The organism is Micromonospora sp. NPDC048905, assembly GCF_040649655.1.
Lineage (GTDB): Bacteria > Actinomycetota > Actinomycetes > Mycobacteriales > Micromonosporaceae > Micromonospora.
The window spans coordinates 24134-41900 of sequence record NZ_JBEZFV010000018.1; the positions used below are offsets into that span (position 1 = coordinate 24134).

19 protein-coding genes are annotated in these 17767 nt (G+C 69.7%); 7 read left to right on the plus strand and 12 right to left on the minus strand.

Going from position 1 to position 17767, the window contains the following annotated elements; translation table 11 throughout:
- The first annotated feature begins 4 nt into the window (after positions 1-4).
- Positions 5-463 carry an HNH endonuclease gene (locus AB0C01_RS30750; RefSeq protein ID WP_357249404.1) on the plus strand — a complete coding sequence of 153 codons (459 nt, stop codon included), beginning with the start codon at positions 5-7 and terminating at the stop codon, positions 461-463.
- A gap of 102 nt (positions 464-565) precedes the next feature.
- Here the strand turns inward: AB0C01_RS30750 and AB0C01_RS30755 are convergent, their stop codons facing one another.
- Together AB0C01_RS30755 and AB0C01_RS30760 are read right to left on the minus strand one after the other, a co-directional pair.
- Positions 566-1090, minus strand: coding sequence for an NUDIX hydrolase (locus AB0C01_RS30755; RefSeq protein WP_357249407.1), 525 nt, complete (start codon positions 1088-1090; stop codon positions 566-568).
- Between the two features lie 316 nt (positions 1091-1406).
- On the minus strand, positions 1407-1802 hold the full coding sequence (locus AB0C01_RS30760) for a RidA family protein (protein WP_357572846.1): 396 nt from the start codon (positions 1800-1802) through the stop codon (positions 1407-1409).
- A 130-nt stretch (positions 1803-1932) separates the two neighbouring features.
- Between AB0C01_RS30760 and AB0C01_RS30765 the strand changes: the two genes are divergently transcribed.
- Positions 1933-2907 carry a WYL domain-containing protein gene (locus tag AB0C01_RS30765; protein WP_357572803.1) on the plus strand — a complete coding sequence of 325 codons (975 nt, stop codon included), beginning with the start codon at positions 1933-1935 and terminating at the stop codon, positions 2905-2907.
- Between the two features lie 39 nt (positions 2908-2946).
- Here the strand turns inward: AB0C01_RS30765 and pip are convergent, their stop codons facing one another.
- From pip to AB0C01_RS30785, 4 genes are all read right to left on the minus strand, one after another.
- Entirely contained in the window at positions 2947-3963 is a 1017-nt protein-coding gene (pip, locus tag AB0C01_RS30770; protein ID WP_357572804.1) for a prolyl aminopeptidase, read from the minus strand.
- A 19-nt stretch (positions 3964-3982) separates the two neighbouring features.
- Positions 3983-4168 carry a hypothetical protein gene (locus AB0C01_RS30775; RefSeq protein WP_357249415.1) on the minus strand — a complete coding sequence of 62 codons (186 nt, stop codon included), beginning with the start codon at positions 4166-4168 and terminating at the stop codon, positions 3983-3985.
- A 329-nt stretch (positions 4169-4497) separates the two neighbouring features.
- Positions 4498-5160 carry a response regulator transcription factor gene (locus AB0C01_RS30780; protein ID WP_357249418.1) on the minus strand — a complete coding sequence of 221 codons (663 nt, stop codon included), beginning with the start codon at positions 5158-5160 and terminating at the stop codon, positions 4498-4500.
- On the minus strand, positions 5157-6206 hold the full coding sequence (locus AB0C01_RS30785; RefSeq protein WP_357249420.1) for a histidine kinase: 1050 nt from the start codon (positions 6204-6206) through the stop codon (positions 5157-5159). Before AB0C01_RS30785 ends, AB0C01_RS30780 begins: the two co-directional genes overlap by 4 nt.
- 129 nt (positions 6207-6335) lie before the next feature.
- Between AB0C01_RS30785 and AB0C01_RS30790 the strand changes: the two genes are divergently transcribed.
- The gene (locus tag AB0C01_RS30790; protein ID WP_357572805.1) at positions 6336-7262 is read left to right on the plus strand and encodes a hypothetical protein; all 927 of its coding nucleotides are present in this window, start codon (positions 6336-6338) and stop codon (positions 7260-7262) included.
- A gap of 949 nt (positions 7263-8211) precedes the next feature.
- On the opposite strand, the gene AB0C01_RS30795 is transcribed toward AB0C01_RS30790, so the two are convergent.
- Positions 8212-9222: a helix-turn-helix domain-containing protein gene (locus AB0C01_RS30795; protein WP_357249426.1), complete on the minus strand. Its 1011-nt coding sequence runs from the start codon at positions 9220-9222 to the stop codon at positions 8212-8214.
- A gap of 53 nt (positions 9223-9275) precedes the next feature.
- Here AB0C01_RS30795 and AB0C01_RS30800 point away from each other — a divergent pair, with 53 nt between their 5' ends.
- Positions 9276-9671 (plus strand): cupin domain-containing protein, encoded by a 396-nt coding sequence (locus AB0C01_RS30800; RefSeq protein WP_357249428.1) that lies wholly within the window; start codon positions 9276-9278, stop codon positions 9669-9671.
- 21 nt (positions 9672-9692) lie between these two features.
- On the opposite strand, the gene AB0C01_RS30805 is transcribed toward AB0C01_RS30800, so the two are convergent.
- The 3 genes from AB0C01_RS30805 to AB0C01_RS30815 all read right to left on the minus strand — a co-directional run bounded on the left by AB0C01_RS30805 (position 9693) and on the right by AB0C01_RS30815 (position 14056).
- A complete protein-coding gene (locus tag AB0C01_RS30805; protein WP_357572806.1) occupies positions 9693-11594 on the minus strand; it encodes a prolyl oligopeptidase family serine peptidase in 1902 nt (633 codons plus the stop codon).
- A 45-nt stretch (positions 11595-11639) separates the two neighbouring features.
- The gene (rox, locus tag AB0C01_RS30810) at positions 11640-13127 is read right to left on the minus strand and encodes a rifampin monooxygenase (RefSeq protein ID WP_357572807.1); all 1488 of its coding nucleotides are present in this window, start codon (positions 13125-13127) and stop codon (positions 11640-11642) included.
- Between the two features lie 197 nt (positions 13128-13324).
- Positions 13325-14056: a TetR/AcrR family transcriptional regulator gene (locus AB0C01_RS30815; protein WP_357249436.1), complete on the minus strand. Its 732-nt coding sequence runs from the start codon at positions 14054-14056 to the stop codon at positions 13325-13327.
- Between the two features lie 85 nt (positions 14057-14141).
- Between AB0C01_RS30815 and AB0C01_RS30820 the strand changes: the two genes are divergently transcribed.
- Complete coding sequence (locus AB0C01_RS30820) at positions 14142-15005, plus strand: NmrA family NAD(P)-binding protein (RefSeq protein WP_357572808.1); 864 nt, start codon at positions 14142-14144, stop codon at positions 15003-15005.
- On the opposite strand, the gene AB0C01_RS30825 is transcribed toward AB0C01_RS30820, so the two are convergent.
- Positions 14980-15927 (minus strand): EamA family transporter, encoded by a 948-nt coding sequence (locus AB0C01_RS30825; protein ID WP_357572809.1) that lies wholly within the window; start codon positions 15925-15927, stop codon positions 14980-14982. The genes AB0C01_RS30820 and AB0C01_RS30825 overlap by 26 nt on opposite strands.
- Before the next feature lie 40 nt (positions 15928-15967).
- On the opposite strand from AB0C01_RS30825, the gene AB0C01_RS30830 reads away from it, so the two are divergent.
- On the plus strand, positions 15968-16492 hold the full coding sequence (locus tag AB0C01_RS30830; RefSeq protein WP_357249445.1) for a MarR family transcriptional regulator: 525 nt from the start codon (positions 15968-15970) through the stop codon (positions 16490-16492).
- Between the two features lie 123 nt (positions 16493-16615).
- Here the strand turns inward: AB0C01_RS30830 and AB0C01_RS30835 are convergent, their stop codons facing one another.
- Complete coding sequence (locus tag AB0C01_RS30835; RefSeq protein ID WP_357572810.1) at positions 16616-17233, minus strand: TetR family transcriptional regulator; 618 nt, start codon at positions 17231-17233, stop codon at positions 16616-16618.
- 92 nt (positions 17234-17325) lie between these two features.
- Between AB0C01_RS30835 and AB0C01_RS30840 the strand changes: the two genes are divergently transcribed.
- Entirely contained in the window at positions 17326-17760 is a 435-nt protein-coding gene (locus tag AB0C01_RS30840) for a nuclear transport factor 2 family protein (protein WP_357572811.1), read from the plus strand.
- The last annotated feature ends 7 nt before the right edge of the window (positions 17761-17767 follow it).

Consider the following 17767-nt stretch of genomic DNA (forward strand, 5'->3'; position numbering starts at 1 on the left):
CACCGTGCTCTCGGCCGTGAAGGGTCTGTCCCGCTACCACACCGAGGAGTCGCTGCGCACCTACCTGCTGCAGCGCTCACACCGCACCGAGGATGGCTGCCTGGTCATCGAAGGCTACGGGCGGCGACGCGGGGTGCACCAGAAGGTCGCCGGTCGTGCGTGGGCGCACATCGCCGCGTACGTCGTCCTCGTCGGCGGGTACGACGCTGCCCTCGACGTCGACCAGACCTGCGGCGCCGCCGACTGTATCGAGCCGACGCACCTGCGCCAGCTCAGCCGGGCCGAGACCTGCCGCACCCGCAACCAGCCGGCACTGTGCCGCAACGGCCACGACCGTGAACTCGACCCGGTGACCAACCGGTACCGGCGAGTCTGCCGGACATGCAACCGGGAGGCTCAACGCCGATGGCGCGAACGCCAAGCCGCCGAGGTAGCCCAAGCCCGCTCCGCGCATGGCCGCTGACAGCGTGTTCCCTGACGCACCACCACGAACACCTCCCCAACCCGAACCGGTCCGTCAGCATCGCAGCCGCCACGCCGGTCTGCCGTCGGTCGAGCGGCGGGGTCAACGGGACATCGCGTAGAGGGTCAGCGCAGCCAGCGACGGCGCATCGACGATTTCACCAGCCAACACCATCGCCCGGATCTGCACGTCGGTGAACGACAGGTGCACCATGTCCTGCTCGGTCGCCTCGCGGTCCGGCTCTCCCTCGGTCAACCCGGTGGCCAGGTAGACGTCGCAGCCCTGGGTGGAAAACCCGTACGCCTCGTACAGGTGCCCCAGATGGGTGACGGTCTCCGCACGCAATCCGGTCTCCTCGGCCAACTCCTGACGAGCCAGCTCGGCAGCGTCGCCCCTGACCCCGTGTCCCCAACTGCCCTGAGGAAACTCCCAGGCTCGCCGGCCGACCGGGTAGCGGAACTGCTCGACCAGCCAAAAGCCCTCAGCCCAGCGGGGCAGGACCAGCGCGGAGTCCGGCTTCTCCACCACCCCGTAGATGCCGGTCGAGCCGTCCGGCCGGCGAACGCGATCCTCCCGGACGGTCATCCAGGCATTGGTGTAGACGGTCCGACTATCCAAGCGCTCCATCGCACGATGCTCGCAGGCCACCTGCATCGGTCGAAACACCGTCGCCGCCACTGAGCGGCTTCAGTGGCCCGCGCCCGCACCGAAAACCCGCGTCATCGACGGATCCACACCAGCCGGATGCCTTACGCACAAGAACTGTCATTATGGTGTACGCCTGGTTCGCCCCTTTTGTGATGGTGATTTACTGGATTACTGTTACTGGCAATACGATAAATAAGCGTCGCAGGACTTCCAGCGGGACTGAGCACCGCCACCATCCATGCCTGGTGCTCGTGCCGGCTGAACCGGCACGAGCACCAGAGGCGACGAGGTCACCTCACGCGACGGCGGTTCCCTCAAGTTCGACCATCTGTCCGGGGATCGCCAGCCGTGTCACCCCGAGCATCGTGGTGGTCGGTGCCACCCCGGCGGCACCCAACCGCGACGCCAGGACGCCGTAGTGCGGAAACAGCAGGTCGACGTCGGTGGTGTAGACGTTGAGCCGGACGAGGTTCGCGAGGGACATGCCGGCCTCGCCGAGCACGGCCTCCAGGTTGTCGAGGCTCAGCGCCAACTGCGCGGCCAGGTCCCCGTCATGCAGAGGTTTGCCGTCGCCGCTCATCGCGGTCTGTCCGGAGCAGTACAGGGTCCGGGTGTGCCCGGACACGATCTCACCCTGGTTGAATCCCATGTCCAACGACCAGGTCACGGGGTTGACTGCCGTTCGCTGCACTGCCACATCAGCTCCATTCGACTCAAAGGACGTACGCCCACGGGCTCGGTAGCCACCGTCGTTGACGTCGCGTTGATGAGCCTCCCAAGCAATCACGACACCCTGTGTCGTGTATCGGTAGAGTCTTCGCATGCGTGCCGACCGATTGGTCTCGCTGGTGCTGCTGCTGCGCCAACGCGGTCGGCTGTCCGCGGCCACGCTGGCCCGCGAGCTGGAGGTGTCCACCCGCACGGTGCTGCGCGACATCGAAGCGCTGTCCGCCGCAGGCGTCCCCGTACGTGCCGACCGCGGTCGGCACGGAGGATTCGCACTGTTGCCCGGGTTCCGGACCGAACTCACCGGACTGAATCACGACGAAGCGCTCGCCCTGCTCGTCGCCGGATCGCGGCGCGGCGCTCAGGCATTCGGTCTCGGCTCGGCGCTGGCTTCGGCCATGCGCAAGGTGGTCGACGCGCTGCCCGAAGGCTACCGGGCCACTGCGGCCGACGCGGTCCAGCGATTGCTCATCGACCCACAGACCGACCTGCTGTCGCGCCGGCAGGTCCCCGACGAGGTGCCCGACGCCGTCGTGGCCGAGGTCCGACGTGCGGTGTTCGCCGGACACAAGCTGCGCATCCACTACGCAGCCGTGGACCAAACCCCGACGTGGCGCACGGTGGACCCCATCGGCCTCGTCACGGTACGCGACCAGGGCTACCTGCTGGCCACGAGGTCTGGCACGGACCGCACCTACCGGCTGTCCCGGATCGTGGCCGCCGAGGAACTCGCCGAACCCGCACAGCGACCAGACCAGGTCGACCTGGACGGGGCCTGGCAGGAACGCAGCGCGCAGTTTCGCAACGGCGGCGACCAGGTCACCGTGCTGGTACGGGTGAACCCCGCGCGGCGGGAGGACTTGGTGGGCACCGCACTGGCCGTCCACGCCGAGGAGACCGACGCAGACGGCTGGCTACGGATGGAGGCGACCTTCCAAGATCCAAGACACGCCGAATGGGCGCTCTGGCAGCTCGCCACGAACGCGGAAGCCTTGGCCCCGCAGTGGTTGCGCACCTCCCTCCGTAACCGAGCGGCCACGATCGCCGCCCGCTACGGGGTGCCATCCTGAGAGTTCGATCGGGGCTTCGCGTCGGGCGACTGCTCCGGTTCACGAGATGACAGCGCCCACCTCAGGCCAGCACGGGCGGCCTCGTACGCCAAGGGAATCGTTGACTGCGAATCGGTCGAGGGCATGAAGAACATGCTCGCGCGTCTCCACGGTACCGAGATGACCCGCGCTCTCGATCACGGTCAACGTCGAGTCGGGCCAGGCACGATGCAGATCCCACGCTGTTTGCAGCGGCCCGCCCAGGTCGAGTCGGCCATGGATGAGGACACCGGCGATGCCGGCCAGCTGGCCGGCATCGCGCAGCAGCGCGCCCTCCTCAAGCCACGCACCATGGGCGAAGTAGTGCGCGCAGATGCGCACGAAAGCCAGCCGCGCCGCAGGGGGGCGATCACCGTACGGACGTGATGCGCCGCCGGTCTCCCCGGACAGGACCGCGTCCTCCCAGGCGCACCAATCGATCGTGGCCCTGTCCCGCACGGCGGGGTCGGGGTGTTCCATGAGGCGGGCGTACGCGGCGACAACGTCCCCGTCGCGGGATGTGCCCGTAGCTCCTTCGAGGAATCGTTCCCACTGCTCGGGGAAGAACCGCCCGACGCCTCGGTAGAGCCAGTCGATGTCGGCGCGCCTGGTCATGGTGACGCCGGCGATGACGATCTCGGTCACCCGCCGAGGGTGCTGCTGCGCGTAGGCCAGGATGAGCGTGGAACCCCAGGATCCGCCATGAAGCAGCCAGCGGTCGATGCCGAGGCGTTCGCGCAGCCGCTCCATGTCGGCGATCAGGTGCCAGATGGTGTTGTGCCGCATGTCGGTCGCCGGATCGCTGGCGTGTGGTGTGCTCCGACCGCAACCACGCTGGTCGAACAGGACGACTTGGTACCGGTCCGGATCGAAGTACCGACGCCAGCCGGTCCCACACCCCGAGCCGGGCCCGCCGTGGACGACAAGCGCTGGCTTACCGGCCGGGTTACCGCACACCTCCCAGTACACGACGTTGCCGTCGCCGACGTCGAGCATGCCGGTCTCGTACGGCTCGACTGGTGGGTACAGCTCGGTCAAGGTCCAGACCTTTCGGTGCTCATTCGTGATCGGCTGCTGAGCCTGCCCGGCTGAGCAGGTGCAGAACTCTGCGGGCAAGCAAGGGGAGTACGAGCAGCGCGACCAGGCCCTGCGCGAACAGGTCCGACTTGAGGCCGACGGCGCGGTGTATCCGTGCAAGCGACTGCCCGACCAGGGTGAGGCCGCGCCTGCGGGTGGAGGTCATGATCAGCGCTACTCCCAGTGCGAACTGGGCTGCCAGCGTCCCCGGGTGATCGGCGCAGTTTCTCGCGCCCGTCCCGCAGCTGGCGTGCCGAGGCCTCCCATTTACTCGGATCCGGCCTCAGCTCGAACAGATGAGGTGAGCCAAGCCTGCGCGAGGACCGCGTGCGCGGCGACCGGGTCGGCGGCCAGGTACTCATCCGAGCACCGTATGGCCAGGCTGCCTGCATGGGCCGGGTGGCAACATCCCGACGACCGGTCCCGGCGACGGTCCGGCGGTGGTCCCGGCCGGGTCGTGAGGACGCGGGTCGCGGCACGACGGTACATCCGGTCCTATGCACGGCCGGTCAGGCCCGACTCATGGGCCCAGACGGCGATCTCGACCCGGTTGCGGGTTCCCAACCGGGCGTGGATGCCGGTGAGGTGCCCCTTCACCGTGCCCACGGAGATGTGCAGCTCAGCGGCGATCTCAGCGTTGGACCGGCCGGTAGCGACGAGTCGCGCGACGTCGCGTTCCCGCCCGGTGAGCATGGCCGCATCGGGCTGTTCCGGCGCGATGGCAGCCTTGGCGTTCAGATGCCTCAGTAGGCGCATCGTCACTTGTGGGCTGATCAGAGTGTCGCCAGCCATCGCCGCTCGGATTGCCTCGATCATCAGCGTCGGGCCCGACCGCTTGAGCATGAACCCGGACGCGCCGTGGCGCAGCGCGGCGTGCACGTACTCGTCGAGGTCGAAGGTGGTGACCACGATGACCCGGATCGGGTCGGCGACACCGGGGCCGGCGAGCTCGCGGGCGAGGTGCAATCCGTCGAGGCCGGGCATCCGCACGTCGGCGAGCACGATGTCCGGGCGCAGGTGGCGAGCCAGTTCCAGGGCGGTGACGCCGTCGGCCGCCTCAGCGATCACGGTCATGTCGGGCTGGGCGTCAAGGATCAGGCGGAACGCGGCCCGGATGCCCTCTTGATCGTCGGCCAGGAGGATTCTGATCGTCGTCACGGCCGGCCGTTCCCCGGCGCCAGTGGTAGTTCGGCACGCAGCCGCCAGCCGCCGCCGTGCGCTCCCGCGTCGAGGCGTCCGTGCAGAGCTGCCGCGGCCGCGGTGAGCTCCGGTAGCCCACGCCCACCGGGTGTGGCCCGAGCCGGTGCCGCCGCGGTGGTCGGCACGTCGTTGGTCACAGTCACGGTGAGGGTGCCGAGGTCGGTACGGACCACCGTGACCGAGACCGCGGTAGCGGTCGGGGCATGCCGGCGGATGTTGGTGAGCGCCTCGGCCACCGTGCGGTAGGCGAGGGCCGAGACGTCGGCCGGGACCAAGCCCGCGGGTACCGGGTCGAGGTCTAGGTCGGCGCGAACAGGACCGGCGGCGTCGAAGCCGGCCACCAGCACAGGCAGTTCGTCGAGGCCCGGTAGCTGATCGCCGAGCATGTGCACGGTCCGGTCGAGTGCGGCCATCGCGTGCTGTCCTGCCTGCTCGATCCGCCGGAACAGCGCCGTCGCGGTAGCCGGGTCGCCGCCGACGACCATCCCGGCCTGAGCGGCGGCAACCATCTCGCTGACGTCGTGGGCAACGTAGTCATGTAGATCCCGCGCAAGTCCCAGCCGCTGTGCCCGCCGCGCCTCGGCTGCGACCTGTACCCGTCGCCGGTCCTGGCGACGCAGGTGCAGTCCGACAGCGACCGCACCCACAGCCGGCAATCCCCACAGGCAGCATGCCCCGACGGCGGCGAGCAGCGACGGCGGCCCGGTGAGCCGCAACACGAGCAGGGCCACCGCCACCCCGGCCGAACCCGCCCCGAGCGCCGCTGCCCGTGGCCCGGTCCGGCGCGTCACCCAGGCCACGATCACCGTCAGCGCCGCGAACTCTGCCAGCAACGGCAGCAGCGACAGCCCCCAGGCCGGAGGCGAGCCGCTGGGACTCCGCCCGGCGACCGTGACGGTCATCGAACCCGTGACGGCGACGGCCACAGCGAACCCGCCGAACCTGCCCCGAACGATCAACACGGCCGCGACCACCGCGAGCACGGCCGAAGCCAACGTCAGCACGGTGCCAACCCTAGTGACCTGCCCGCACCGGCCACACCTGCCCAACGGCCGAAGTGCGTAGCGGGTGCGGCCCGGAACCGGCCGTTCGGCAGGTACACGGGCAACGGCTCCGCGCCGACGCTGGTCTGCATGCGAAAGAACCTCGTGCAAACAGCGACCGCCGGATGGTCGGCAGCGACCGCGGTAGCCGGTTTGATGTGGGCGACCGGCGGCCCGGGCTTCCCGTTCGGTGACAGCGATCGGGCCACCCGGATGGGCGCGGTATTGACTGGCCTCGACCCGCTCCCCACCGGCCTCGCCCTCGCCGTGCTCGCCGCGCTCGGCGCGGTCGTGGCCGTGCTGCCGGCAGGGCGCCCACCGTTGCGGTTCGTCGGTTGGCCGGCCGCCGCCGTACTCCTCCTGGTCATCCCCGACGGGCGTCTGCTGCTCGCGGTCGGCGAACTGCTGATGCTGCGGGCAGATCGGGTGGAAACGGCCGCGGTTGCGCAGGCCTGGTTCGCGGCGGGCGGCGCGTTGTGGGCGGCGGTGGCACGCCGGCCCACACCCTGCACCGCACCGCCCTGGGGCCGGCCGGTGACGTTGCTCGCCGCAGCGTTCCCGTTCGTGTATGCGGTACCGCGAGCGGTGTGGGCCGCCGGTTATCCGTTCGGGCTTGATGCGGCGACCACCGTGATGGTGTCCTCGCCAGCCGGACGCGCGCGGGAACTGGTCTTCGCGTGCGCCGCGGCCGGCGGCGGCCTGCTGACGCTCGGGCTCACCCAGCCCTGGGGAACACGAATGCTCGGCATGCGTGTGCCACGGCTGCTGGCGGTCGTGCCGGCGACGGTCGTGGCCGTGATCCTCACCGGGTCAGGCGTCACGATGTGGCGAGCCCTGGCTCAGTTCGACCCGGCCAACTGGGCAGCATGGGTCGGAAACCTCGTATGGCTGCCGTGGGGCGTGACGCTGGGATTGGCCACCTGGGCGTATCACCGTCGACGCTGCACCGTCCACGACGAGAAGGCCCACGACAACGTGCCGGATCAGCCGTATCCGAACTCCGCCACGGCCACGTGACGCGACGCGATCACACTGCTCCGATCGCCCGCACGCTCATCGGCCAGAAGTGGATGCGCGATCAAGGTGGCACGGCACGCGTCACGTATGGCCGACGTCGCGTTTCCGGCCGTGCTGGCAGGTCGGTCAGGTCGGGCGTGGGGTCCCAGCCCAATGTGAAGACGATCTTCTCGTATGGCCGGAGTTCGGTGAAGTGGCCACGTACGACGGGCTGCTGGCCCCTGCGGCAGCCGAGGCGTCGGGAGCGCGTCGCGGTGAGGAGACGGTGTCGCCGGCGAATCGAGGACGACGATCGCGATCCGCTCCTCCCCCAACGACGGCAGCGTGATCGCGTATGGCGATGGTTGCTCGGTGACCCCTAGTCGGCTGGTGCTTGCGGCGTAAAGGGTCGACGGGCTTCCGTCGCACCAGAACCTGGCGGTGACGAGTGCAGCCCTCCGCCCGGGCCTCTTTTTGGGTGATTGGTAACGGCGCGGAGCGACGTTTCATCTTTGCTGTTGGTGCAGCTTGCCGCACGGCTGCTAAGCCGTCCTAGGACACTGGGTCCCTGCCTGGTTCGGCTCGGTCCGTTCATCGGGTCCCAGGGATCGGTACGGAACTCAGGAGGGCGGTCGCTGAGATCGGTGAGGACGCCGTCGACGAGCGCGATCGCCGCGTCGAGGGTGGCTGGGTCCCCCGTCGATATGGTCGAGGTGCTCGGCGTACGAGCGCAGGCCCTGCCGATGGGCCAGCTGCCCGGCGGTGGTCAGCACATTCGCGCGGCGTCGCCGTACCCGGCTCAGCCGCCACGGCCAGCGCCCCGTGCCGCGGTCCGGCCGTAACAGCCGCTCATTCAGGCCGCCTGCTCGGGCCTACCGCAGTCGGAGGTACGGGCGACGTGCGGCGGCGTTCCCCGTAACGCACCGAGCCTGACGGCAGGCCCGGCGCCGGGGCGGGAGATGTCTCGTGGTCAGTTGTCAGCACGGCCCCGTTGGTGCGGGCGGGCGGCGGTGGTGAAGCGACCGCGGTAGGCGCTGGGCGTCAGCCCGGTGTGGCGGCGGATCTGGGTACGCAGGTTGGCGCTGGTGCCCAGGCCGCTGGCGCGGGCGACGCTGTCCAGGCGTGGTTCACCTGCTTCGAGCAGGCGGCAGGCCAGATTGATGCGTTCGCTGGTCAGCCAGGCCAGCGGGGTGGTGCCCAGTTCGCTGTGGAAGCGGCGGTGCAGGGTAGCCGGGCTGACGGCGGCGTGGGTGGCCAGGTCCGTCACGCTCAGGGGTTGGTGCAGCCGTCCTCGGACCCAGTCGAGCAGCGGTGCCAGAGACGTGTCGAGTACGGCCGGCAGTGGCTGGGGGACGAACTGGCGTTGCCCGCCGTCGCGGTGCGCGGCGAACACGAGCCGACGGCTGACCGTGTTGGCGATCTCCGCGCCGTAATCGCGGCGGATCAGGTGAAGGCCGAGGTCGAGGGCGGCGGCGCTGCCGGCGGCGGTGAGGACGTCACCGTCGTCGACGAACAGCACGTCGGGGTGCAGCAACACCCGGGGGTGGCGGGCGGCGAACAGATCACTCCAGCGCCAGTGGGTGGTGGCGTGCCGGCCGTCGAGCACCCCGGCGGCGGCGAGGGTGAACGTGCCGGTGCAGAAGCTGACCAGTCGGGCGCCGCGGGCGGCAGCCCGCTGCACGGCGTCGATGACGGCGGGCGCGGGCGGGACGTGCGGGTCGGGCCGGTTCGGCACGATGAGGGTGTCGGCGCCCTCGGCGGCGTGCAGGCCGGGTACGCCGCTGAGGGTGAACAGCCCGGCGTGCAGCACGGTGTCCGGGGCGGCGGCGCACAGCGTGAAGTCGTACCAGCGGCGGTCGATCTCCGGGCGGCGCAGGCCGAACAGTTCGGTGGCCACGCCCAGTTCGAACGGGTTCGACCCGTCGTCGACGAGCATCACCACCCGGTGCGCGTCGCCAGGTTGCGAGGATTGGTGCGGCATACGCGATTTCTAGCACTCACGCCTGGCTGACGGCATCGGCCACGATGACAGCCATGATCAGCGAACCGGTCCAGCTGTCCACCGCCCTGGCCACCTTCGAGGCGCTGTGGAGCCCGCGCATCGTGACGCGGGTCAACGACTATGACGTACGCATCGCCAAGGTCGCTGGCGAGCACGTGTGGCACCGCCACGACAACACCGACGAGTTCTTCCTCGTACTGTCCGGGCAGTTGACCATCGCCCTGCGCCTACCGGGCGAGCAGGAACGAACCGTGGTGCTGCCACAGGGGTCGGTGTTCGTCGTACCGCGCGGCACCGACCACAGACCCTCCTCCGCGGACGGTGCCGCGATCCTGATGTTCGAACCCACCGGCACCCTCACCGTCGGCGACCACCATGACCCCGTGCCCGACCACGTCGACACCACCACTGGGTACGACCTGCGGTGATCCCGTCCACGTGCCCCCCGGTCAGGGCCGCAGCCAGCGATCGAACCAGGCGCGGGTGCGGCGCAGGACGTCGATCTGGTGGTGGCGTTCCCGGATCGAGTGGCCCTCTCTCGGGTAGATCACGAACTCGTGCTCGACGTCGAAGTGGCGCAGCGCGCGATGCAGGTACACGGCTTGTCCGAGGGGAACGTTCGTGTCCTCGGCGCCGTGCAGGATGAGCACCGGAGTGCGGATGTGGCTGGCGAAGGAGATCGGGCTGACCGCGTCGTGTGGGTGTGGTCCGGTGCCGGACCAGCCGGTGCTGCCACCGAGTGCGGCTTCGAACTGGCCGTTCTCCCCCGTTGCGGCGAGCATGCCCCAGTCGACGACGCCGGCGCCGACCACCGCGGCGCGGAAGCGGTCGGTCTGGCCGACGGCCCAGGCGGACATGAAGCCGCCGTGACTCCAGCCGGCAATGCCCAGCCGGTCGGGGTCGGCGATGCCCTCGGCGACGAGCAGGTCGATGCCGGTCAGGATGTCCGTCCACTCCTGCTGTCCGACCCGGCCGGCGACGCTGGCGGCGAAGCCGTGGCCATGGCCCTGACCACCGCGCGGGTTGGGCAACAACACGGCGTAGCCGGCGGCGGCCAGCCACTGCGCGCTGGGAAACCAGAACAACTGGCACCGATCGGCGTAGCGGTCGTACGGGCCGCCGTGCACGATCGTGATGAGCGGGAACGGACCCTGCGCTGCGGTTCTTCCGACCGGCAGGACGAGCAGGCCGTCCAGGTCGAGGCCGTCGGCGGCCCGGTAGGCCAACGGTTGTTGCGTGCCGAGTGCGACGCCGTCCAGTTCCGGGCGCGTGTTGGTGATCCTTCGCAGCGCCCCGGTTGGCGGTCCGACGTGCACGTTCGGCGGTTCATAGCGGGTCCCGGTAAGGACGGCGATCACCGCACCGGCTGGGGTGGTGGTCAGGTTGTCGAGGCGTCCCGGGTGCTGCGACAGGGTCGTGAGGCCGGTGGGGTCGAGTCGGGCCAGGGTCGTGTTCAGGCCATCAGCGCACACCACCAACGGCGCGGCGTCGGTCTGGCAGAGTTCGGTGGGGCACATCGGTAGACCAGCCGTGCGGTTGCGCAGGACGCGGCTGTCCACGGCCAGGTCGAACACGGCAGTGCCGGCCTGCAGACCCGGTGGGGTGAGCGCGAGGTGTCCGAGGTGCCAACCGTCCTCGCCCGGCCACCAGGCCAGCGACTGTGCGTCGACCCCGACCGGTCCGAGGTTCTCCACGGTTTCGGTGGTGGGGTCGAGCAGGTGCAGTTGGCCGCCGCGCGGGCCGTGGTCGTTGTCGGCGCTGGCCCTGGTCAGCACGGCAAGTGGGCCGCCGTCGGGACGTTGCCGCAGTTCCACGACGTGCCGGTCACCGAACACGTTCGGGGTGGTGATCCGGCCGGTGCGCAGGTCGAGCAGACGCAACCGGGCACGCGGTTCGCGCTCGCCGACGACGATGGCGTCGTCGCGGTCCCGGGCGCGGCGCGCGTCCGGCCCGGTGGGTTCGTCCTCGGCGAGCAGAGCGACCAGGGTGGGGTCGGCGAGCGGCAGATGGTCGATGACGCCGGTGCGCCAGCTGGTCACCGTGGTCAACGTGCCGTCGGAGAGGTTGAGGGCGTGTAGCTGCGGGGTGCCACGGACGGCGCGGTCGGACAGGAAGAACAGGGTCGTCGAGTCGGCCGACCAGCGTGGTACGGACTCGGTCGCCGTGTCGGCGGTCGCCCGGTGCGACGCGACGGCGCCATCGGTGTCGACGAGCCAGAGTTCGGTGTCGAGGTGGTCACCGGTCCGGCTGGTCGGAGCGAGGACGTAGCAGAGCCGGCGCCCGTTCGGGGCGAGCGCCGGCCTCTGCGGGGTACGACCATCGACCACGAGCTCGGCGGTCAGACCTGTCATGCGATCAGTCTGCCCGGTGTCGATCGAGTCGATCAAGAAGCGACGTCAGTGGGTGGACGTGCCGAACCAGCGGGAAAGGTGGTCGTCCAGGCTTTCTTGGTCGTCGCCGATCCAGGCGACGTGCCCGTCGGGGCGCAGCAGGACACCCGGCACGTCCAGCGCCGCGGTGGGATCCGCGAGGTGGTCGACCCGGTCTGACCAGCCGCCGACGGTCAGGCGTTCGGTGCGGTCCAGCAGCAGGCCGCGGCCGCGATGCAGCAGACCGTAGAGATTGCCCTGTTTCAGGGCGACGTCACCCAGGCGGCGTCCGAGCAGATCGGGACCCTCGCCGAAGTCGTAGCGGATGGCGACCGCGGTGATCTTCTCCAGCAGGTAGCGGTTGACCTCGTCGAAGTCCATCAGCTCGGTGAGCAGCCTGCGCACGGCCCGTGGACCCGGTTCGGTGGACAGCAGCTCCGTCTGGGCGCGGGTGTTGTCCAGCACGTCCTCGGCGACCGGACGGCGTTCGGCCTGGTAGGTGTCCAGCAGTTCATCCGGCGCCCAGCCGCGGATCCGCCCAGCCAGTTTCCAGCCCAGGTTGACCGCATCCTGGACGCCCAGGTTGAGGCCCTGTCCGCCGATGGGTGGGTGGATGTGCGCCGCGTCGCCGGCCAGGAGCACCCGCCCGACCCGATAACGTTCGGCGAGCCGCGTGGCGTCACCGAAGCGGGACAACCAGCGCGGAGAGTGGACGCCGAAATCGGTTCCGGCGATGCTGCGCAACTGCTGTTGGAAGTCCTCGAGGGTGGGTGGTCCCGTGCGGTCGCTGACTCCTGCGGCAGGGACCAGCACGCTGTAGACCCCTTCCCCGAAAGGCCGGAGCCAGAACCGTTGTGGGGCCTCGCCGAGCGCGGCCACCGTGGCGGCGACCTCCTCCGGGGGCATGCCCACCTTCATCTCGCCCATCAGCGTCTCGGTGCGTGTCGGCTCACCGGGGAAGCCGACACCGAGCAGTTTTCGTACGGTGCTGCGCCCGCCGTCGCAGCCGACGAGGTAGCGCGACCGCAACCGTTCCCCGTCGGCCAGCAGGACTGTCACACCCTCGTCGTCCTGCTGCACGTCGGTGACCGCGCACCCGTGCCGTACCTGCGCACCCAGTTCGAGCGCGCGTTCTTCGAGCACGTTCACGATGACCGGCTGCGGGATTCCCAGCAGGTAGGCGTACGCGGAGTCCAGGCTCTTGGGCGCGGGTTTGGCGATGGCGGCGAAGAAGCCGGCAGCTGGACGCCGTCGCCCGTGCGGGAGGACGCGATCCAGCAGTCCACGCATCGCCATCAGCTCGAGACTGCGCATGTGCAGACCGACGATGCGGACGAACGACGCGGGCTCGGTTTCCTTCTCCAGGACGAGTACCCGCACCTCGTGCAGCCGTAGCTCGGCGGCCAGCATGGCTCCGGTCGGTCCACATCCCACGATGATCACATCGAAGGTGAGGGGTGCGCGGTCGGCCCGGCTGGCAGACGGCTGCGCGGTGGTGAATTGCGGAGAACGCATAGGTGTTGCCCTTCGAGAGTGCCTTGGTGGCGAGGCGCTCCCGGCGACACCTACGTCAATCGCCCGGCCATGACGGGATGGGGAGCACCCATATCGATACAGCGGTCATGGGTCTCACCTCCTCGGGTGCTGTCACGGTCAGGCGCAAACTACAAGGCGCGCATCATCGCGTCCAATGCTTTTTCCGCGCCAGGCGATCACCTTCGGGCTGGCCCGCGGGGCGCGGTCAACGATCGGTGGAGCCACTCCGTCATGAGCGCGCGTTCGGCGTCGGTGAGCCCCGGAAGGTCGGGCACCACCGTGGCGAAGGTGACCGCCACCGCGCTCACTGTGGTGTCGGGTGTCGCTGGAGCGCTCACGAGGATGCTGCTGAGTACGGCGTCGAACATGGCGTCACCCAGACCACTGTCGCGCTCCTGCGGAGGTGTCGCCAGGAGGGCGAGGATGGTTCCGTTGCCGGCGGCGTGGATCATCATGAGCGCACGCCGCTCGTCGACGCCCAGCAGGCCGGCCGCGGCCAGTCGCCGCACGCGGGTGCGCAGCACCTCGATGCCGGCAGCCGTCGCCGGCGACGCCCTCCCGGCCTCCCGAGTGCCGATGAGGGCGTACAACTCGGGATTCGCCAGGCCGAACTCGATGTGCACCCGCCATCCGAGCCGCAGGTCCGCTACCGGATCTCCCTCGGCGGCCTGCACCACGGCGGATTTGGCGGCGACGTAGGTCGCCATGACGTGTTCCGCGACGGCATCGATCAGGCCGTCCTTGTCGCCGAAGAGGCGGTAGATGGTGGGCGCCTGCACACCGGCCGCCTGGGCGACGGCCCGCGTCGTCACCGCGTTCGCGCCCTTCTCCCGCAGCAGTTGGCTGGCCGCCGTGACGATGCCGAGCCGCACGTCGTCTCGGGATGCCGTGTCCTGCGCCGCAGTCATGGATCAATGCTAACAGAAACTTGTTATCCTAGTACTATCACTGCTAACGTTGCCACGATAACGTCGATAACAGGGAGTGCCCATCATGTTCGTCATCACCGGTGCCACCGGTCAGCTCGGCTCCCAGATCGTCGACCGGTTGCTCGAGCGGGTGCCCGCCGACACCGTGGGCGTCAGCGTGCGCGATGTGACCAAGGCGGCGGGTCTCGCCGCGCGCGGCGTACGGGTCCGCGCCGGAGACTTCACCGAACCGACCACGTTGCAACACGCCTTCGAGGGCGCCGAGAAGGTCCTCGTCGTGTCCGCCGCCATTCGCGGCAGCGGTGCGATCACCGCGAACCGCGCCGCCATCGACGCCGCCCACGCCGTCGGGGCCAAGCGCGTGCTGTACACCAGCCACCAGGCGGCGGCCAGGGATTCGCTCTTTCCCGCCCAGCACACGCATGCCGAGACCGAGGAGCATCTGGCCGGACTGGGTGTTCCCTTCACCGCCCTGCGCAACGGCTTCTACGCGAGCACGCTCGGCTTCGCCATCGGCACGGCCCTCGACACCGGTCAGCTCGTGGCACCAGCGGACGGTCCGGTCTCCTGGACCGCACACGCCGACCTCGCCGAGGCCGCGGCCATCGCCCTCGCCGAGGACGGCGTACTCGGCGGGGTCACGGCCCCGCTCACCGCGCCGGAAATGCTCGACCTCGAGGCGGTGGCGGACATCCTCAGCACCGTGACGGGCCGCACCATCAGGCGCGTCGTCGTGGATGACGACCAGTGGCGGGCCGCCGCCATCGCCCGCGGCATGCCCGCGGCGGCAGCGGACTTCACCCTCGGCATGTACCGCGCGGCTCGCCGTGGCGAGTTCGCCGTCACCGACCCGACACTGGAGGCCCTCATCGGTCACCGTCCGACGTCCGCCCGTGCGGTGCTCACGGCCATCGCCGCCCAGGCCTGAGGGGCACCAGTTCAGCGGGCGGGGCACTTGTCGGGTGCGGGTTGGGAGGAGTCCGACCACCATCGCGTCGTCCTGCGGGTGTGGGCCGCCCCAGGACGACTCCGACCAGAACGAGCGCCAGCCCGCACAACTGCTGAACTGTGAGCACATCTCCGGCCAATGCCGTGCCGAGCAGCACGCCGGTGACAGGGTTGAGCAGTCCGACCAGGCCCACCGTCCCCGCGGGCAGGTGCCGCAGCCCGGTGAACCAGGCAACGAATGCCAGCGCCGTGGCGACGACTGTGACGTAGCCGAACGCGACGAGTGCCGGCGCGGAGAGCGCGGGCGGTGGGCCCTCCACGGCCGCGGCGACAGGCAGCAGGAACAGCCCTCCGGCCGTTAGTTGCCAGGCGGTCGAGGCGAGCACGTCGGCACCGGTGTTGTTCCACCGTTTGGTCAGGATGTGGCCAAAGGCCGACACGAGCATCGCCGCAGCCGAGGCGAGGACTCCCGGCGTGCTCACTCGTCCCGCCCCCGTGAGCAGCATGAGGCAGACCCCGCCGAGCCCGATCGCGGCGCCGGCGAGGTGCGCGATGCCTGGGCGCTCGGAGACGAGGGCCCAGGCGATGAGCATCATGGCCAGCGGGGACAGCGCCATGACGGTCGAGGCGATGCTCGTCGGGAGGAGTTGCGAGGCGGCGTAGACGAGCACGAAGAACACGCTCACATTGAGCAGCCCGAGCACCGCGGAACGCCACCACCACGCACCGCGCGGTCGCTGCCTGCACAGGCCCAGCAGGACGAGGCCGGCGGGGAGCGCCCGCAGAGCGGCTCCGTAGAGAGGGCTGTCGGGTGGCAGAAATTCATGGGTGACGTAGTAGTTCGCGCCCCAGGCCACCGGTGCGACAGCGGTCAGGGCCACCCACCGCAGATTAGCTTCCACGGAAGACAATATAGCTTCCTCCGAAGCTATATTGGGGTACATGGACGACCCGCAACCGCTGGACCGCGTGGCCCGCATCCAGGCCGACTGGCGTCGCGAGCGGCCCGACCTCGACATCTCCCCGCAGGGCGTGATCGGTCGGCTGCATCGCCTGGCCGACCACCTCACCGAAGAACTCTGCCTCGTCTACCGCCGCTACGGACTCAGCGAGGGAGAGTTCGACGTCCTGTGCGCACTGCGCCGCGCTGGTGAGCCCTATGAGCGCGCGCCCGGCGAACTCGCCGCACACACCATGGTCACCACCGGCGCGATGACGAAGCGAATCGACAGCCTGGAGCGGGCCGGACTGGTCACCCGCCGCCGTTCCGACGACGACCAGCGCGGCCGGATCGTCGCCCTCACCCAGCCCGGTCGCGAACTGATCGACCAGGCATTCACCGACCACATGCGCAACGAGCGCCGCCTGCTGAGCGTGCTGACGACCGCGGAGACCAAGGCACTTGAGGGACTGCTCACCACCTGGACTTCCCACGTGGAAGATCTGCGTCCGTCCGACAGCGAGTGACCCGACCGGCGCGCCGGCACGGTGCCCGAAGTGCTCAGGGTCCCCCACACCAGCGCGAGACGGTTTGCCGGGCCAGCGACCGGCGACCCGCGCGGTGCCGTGCGGAGCCCTTCGGGTCGCGGCTCAGTTCGCGCCGGCAGACCGGACCGGTGACGGCCGCACCTCGGCGGTGGCCAACGTCTGGAAGCACGGACGAAGCAGCTCGATGATCTCATCGGGTGAGGCGTCCGCGAGTCGGCCGAGTCGAAGCAGGTAACGCTCGATGATCACGCCGTGGACGATCGCGCTGAGCAGGCTGGCGCGCAGTTCGGCGTCCTCGGTCGGAATCGCGGTGGTGATCTGGCTGAGCTGAGGCTCGGCGGCGGCCCGGTACCGCTCGGCGGCGTCGCTGTTGGTGAGCATGGACCGCAGGACCGCCAGTGAGGCGACCGGCTCGTCGTCCAGGCGGCTGGCGAGCGAGGCGAGCAGGACGTCGACGATCCCTTCATCCCCGCCGCTGGGCAGATCGGCGGCCGGCAGCTCGTCGGCGGGCAGTTCGGCGGCACGGGAGAAGAGGTTGTCCTTGGTTCCGTAGTAGTGCATCACCAGGCCGGCGTCGACCCCGGCCGCCCTGGCCACGGCACGGATCGTGGTGCGCTCGTAGCCGAGTTCGGCGAACATCTGCCGGGCCGCCGTCAGGATGCTCTCTTCGGTCTGGCGGCGCTGTTGGGCTCGAGTCAACCGCGGGCTCGGTTCGGTCACCTGGTCATTCTACGGTTGTTGACCGGCTCTCTCGTTCGTTCTACGCTGGTTCAATCAACGCTTGTTCAATCAATGCTGGCCGGGAGGTCGCGATGACAACCTCGTCTCGCACTGTCGTCGAGAAGGTGCTGCGGGCTGGCCGCGAGGTCGACGTCGACACGTTCGTGGCGTTGATGGCGCCGGACGGATACATCGAGTGGCCCTACCGACCGCCGGGCGTGCCCGCTCGACTGCGAGGGCGTGCGGAGATTCGCCGTCATCTCACGGAGACAGCCGGCACCTTCGTCACGTTCGACGAATACCGCAACGTGGTGCTACACGAGACCGCCGACCCGGAGGTCGTCATCGTGGAGTACGAGGCGTACGGCAACCTCGTCGTCACCGGCCAGCCTTTCGAGCAGACGGTGATCGCGGTCATCAGAGTTCGCAATGGCCAGATTCTGTCCTATCGCGACTACCTCAACCCCTTGCCCTTGGTCGAGGCGCTGGCCAGTGTCACGGCCCGACCGACTGGCCGGGTCGGGTAGGCGAACC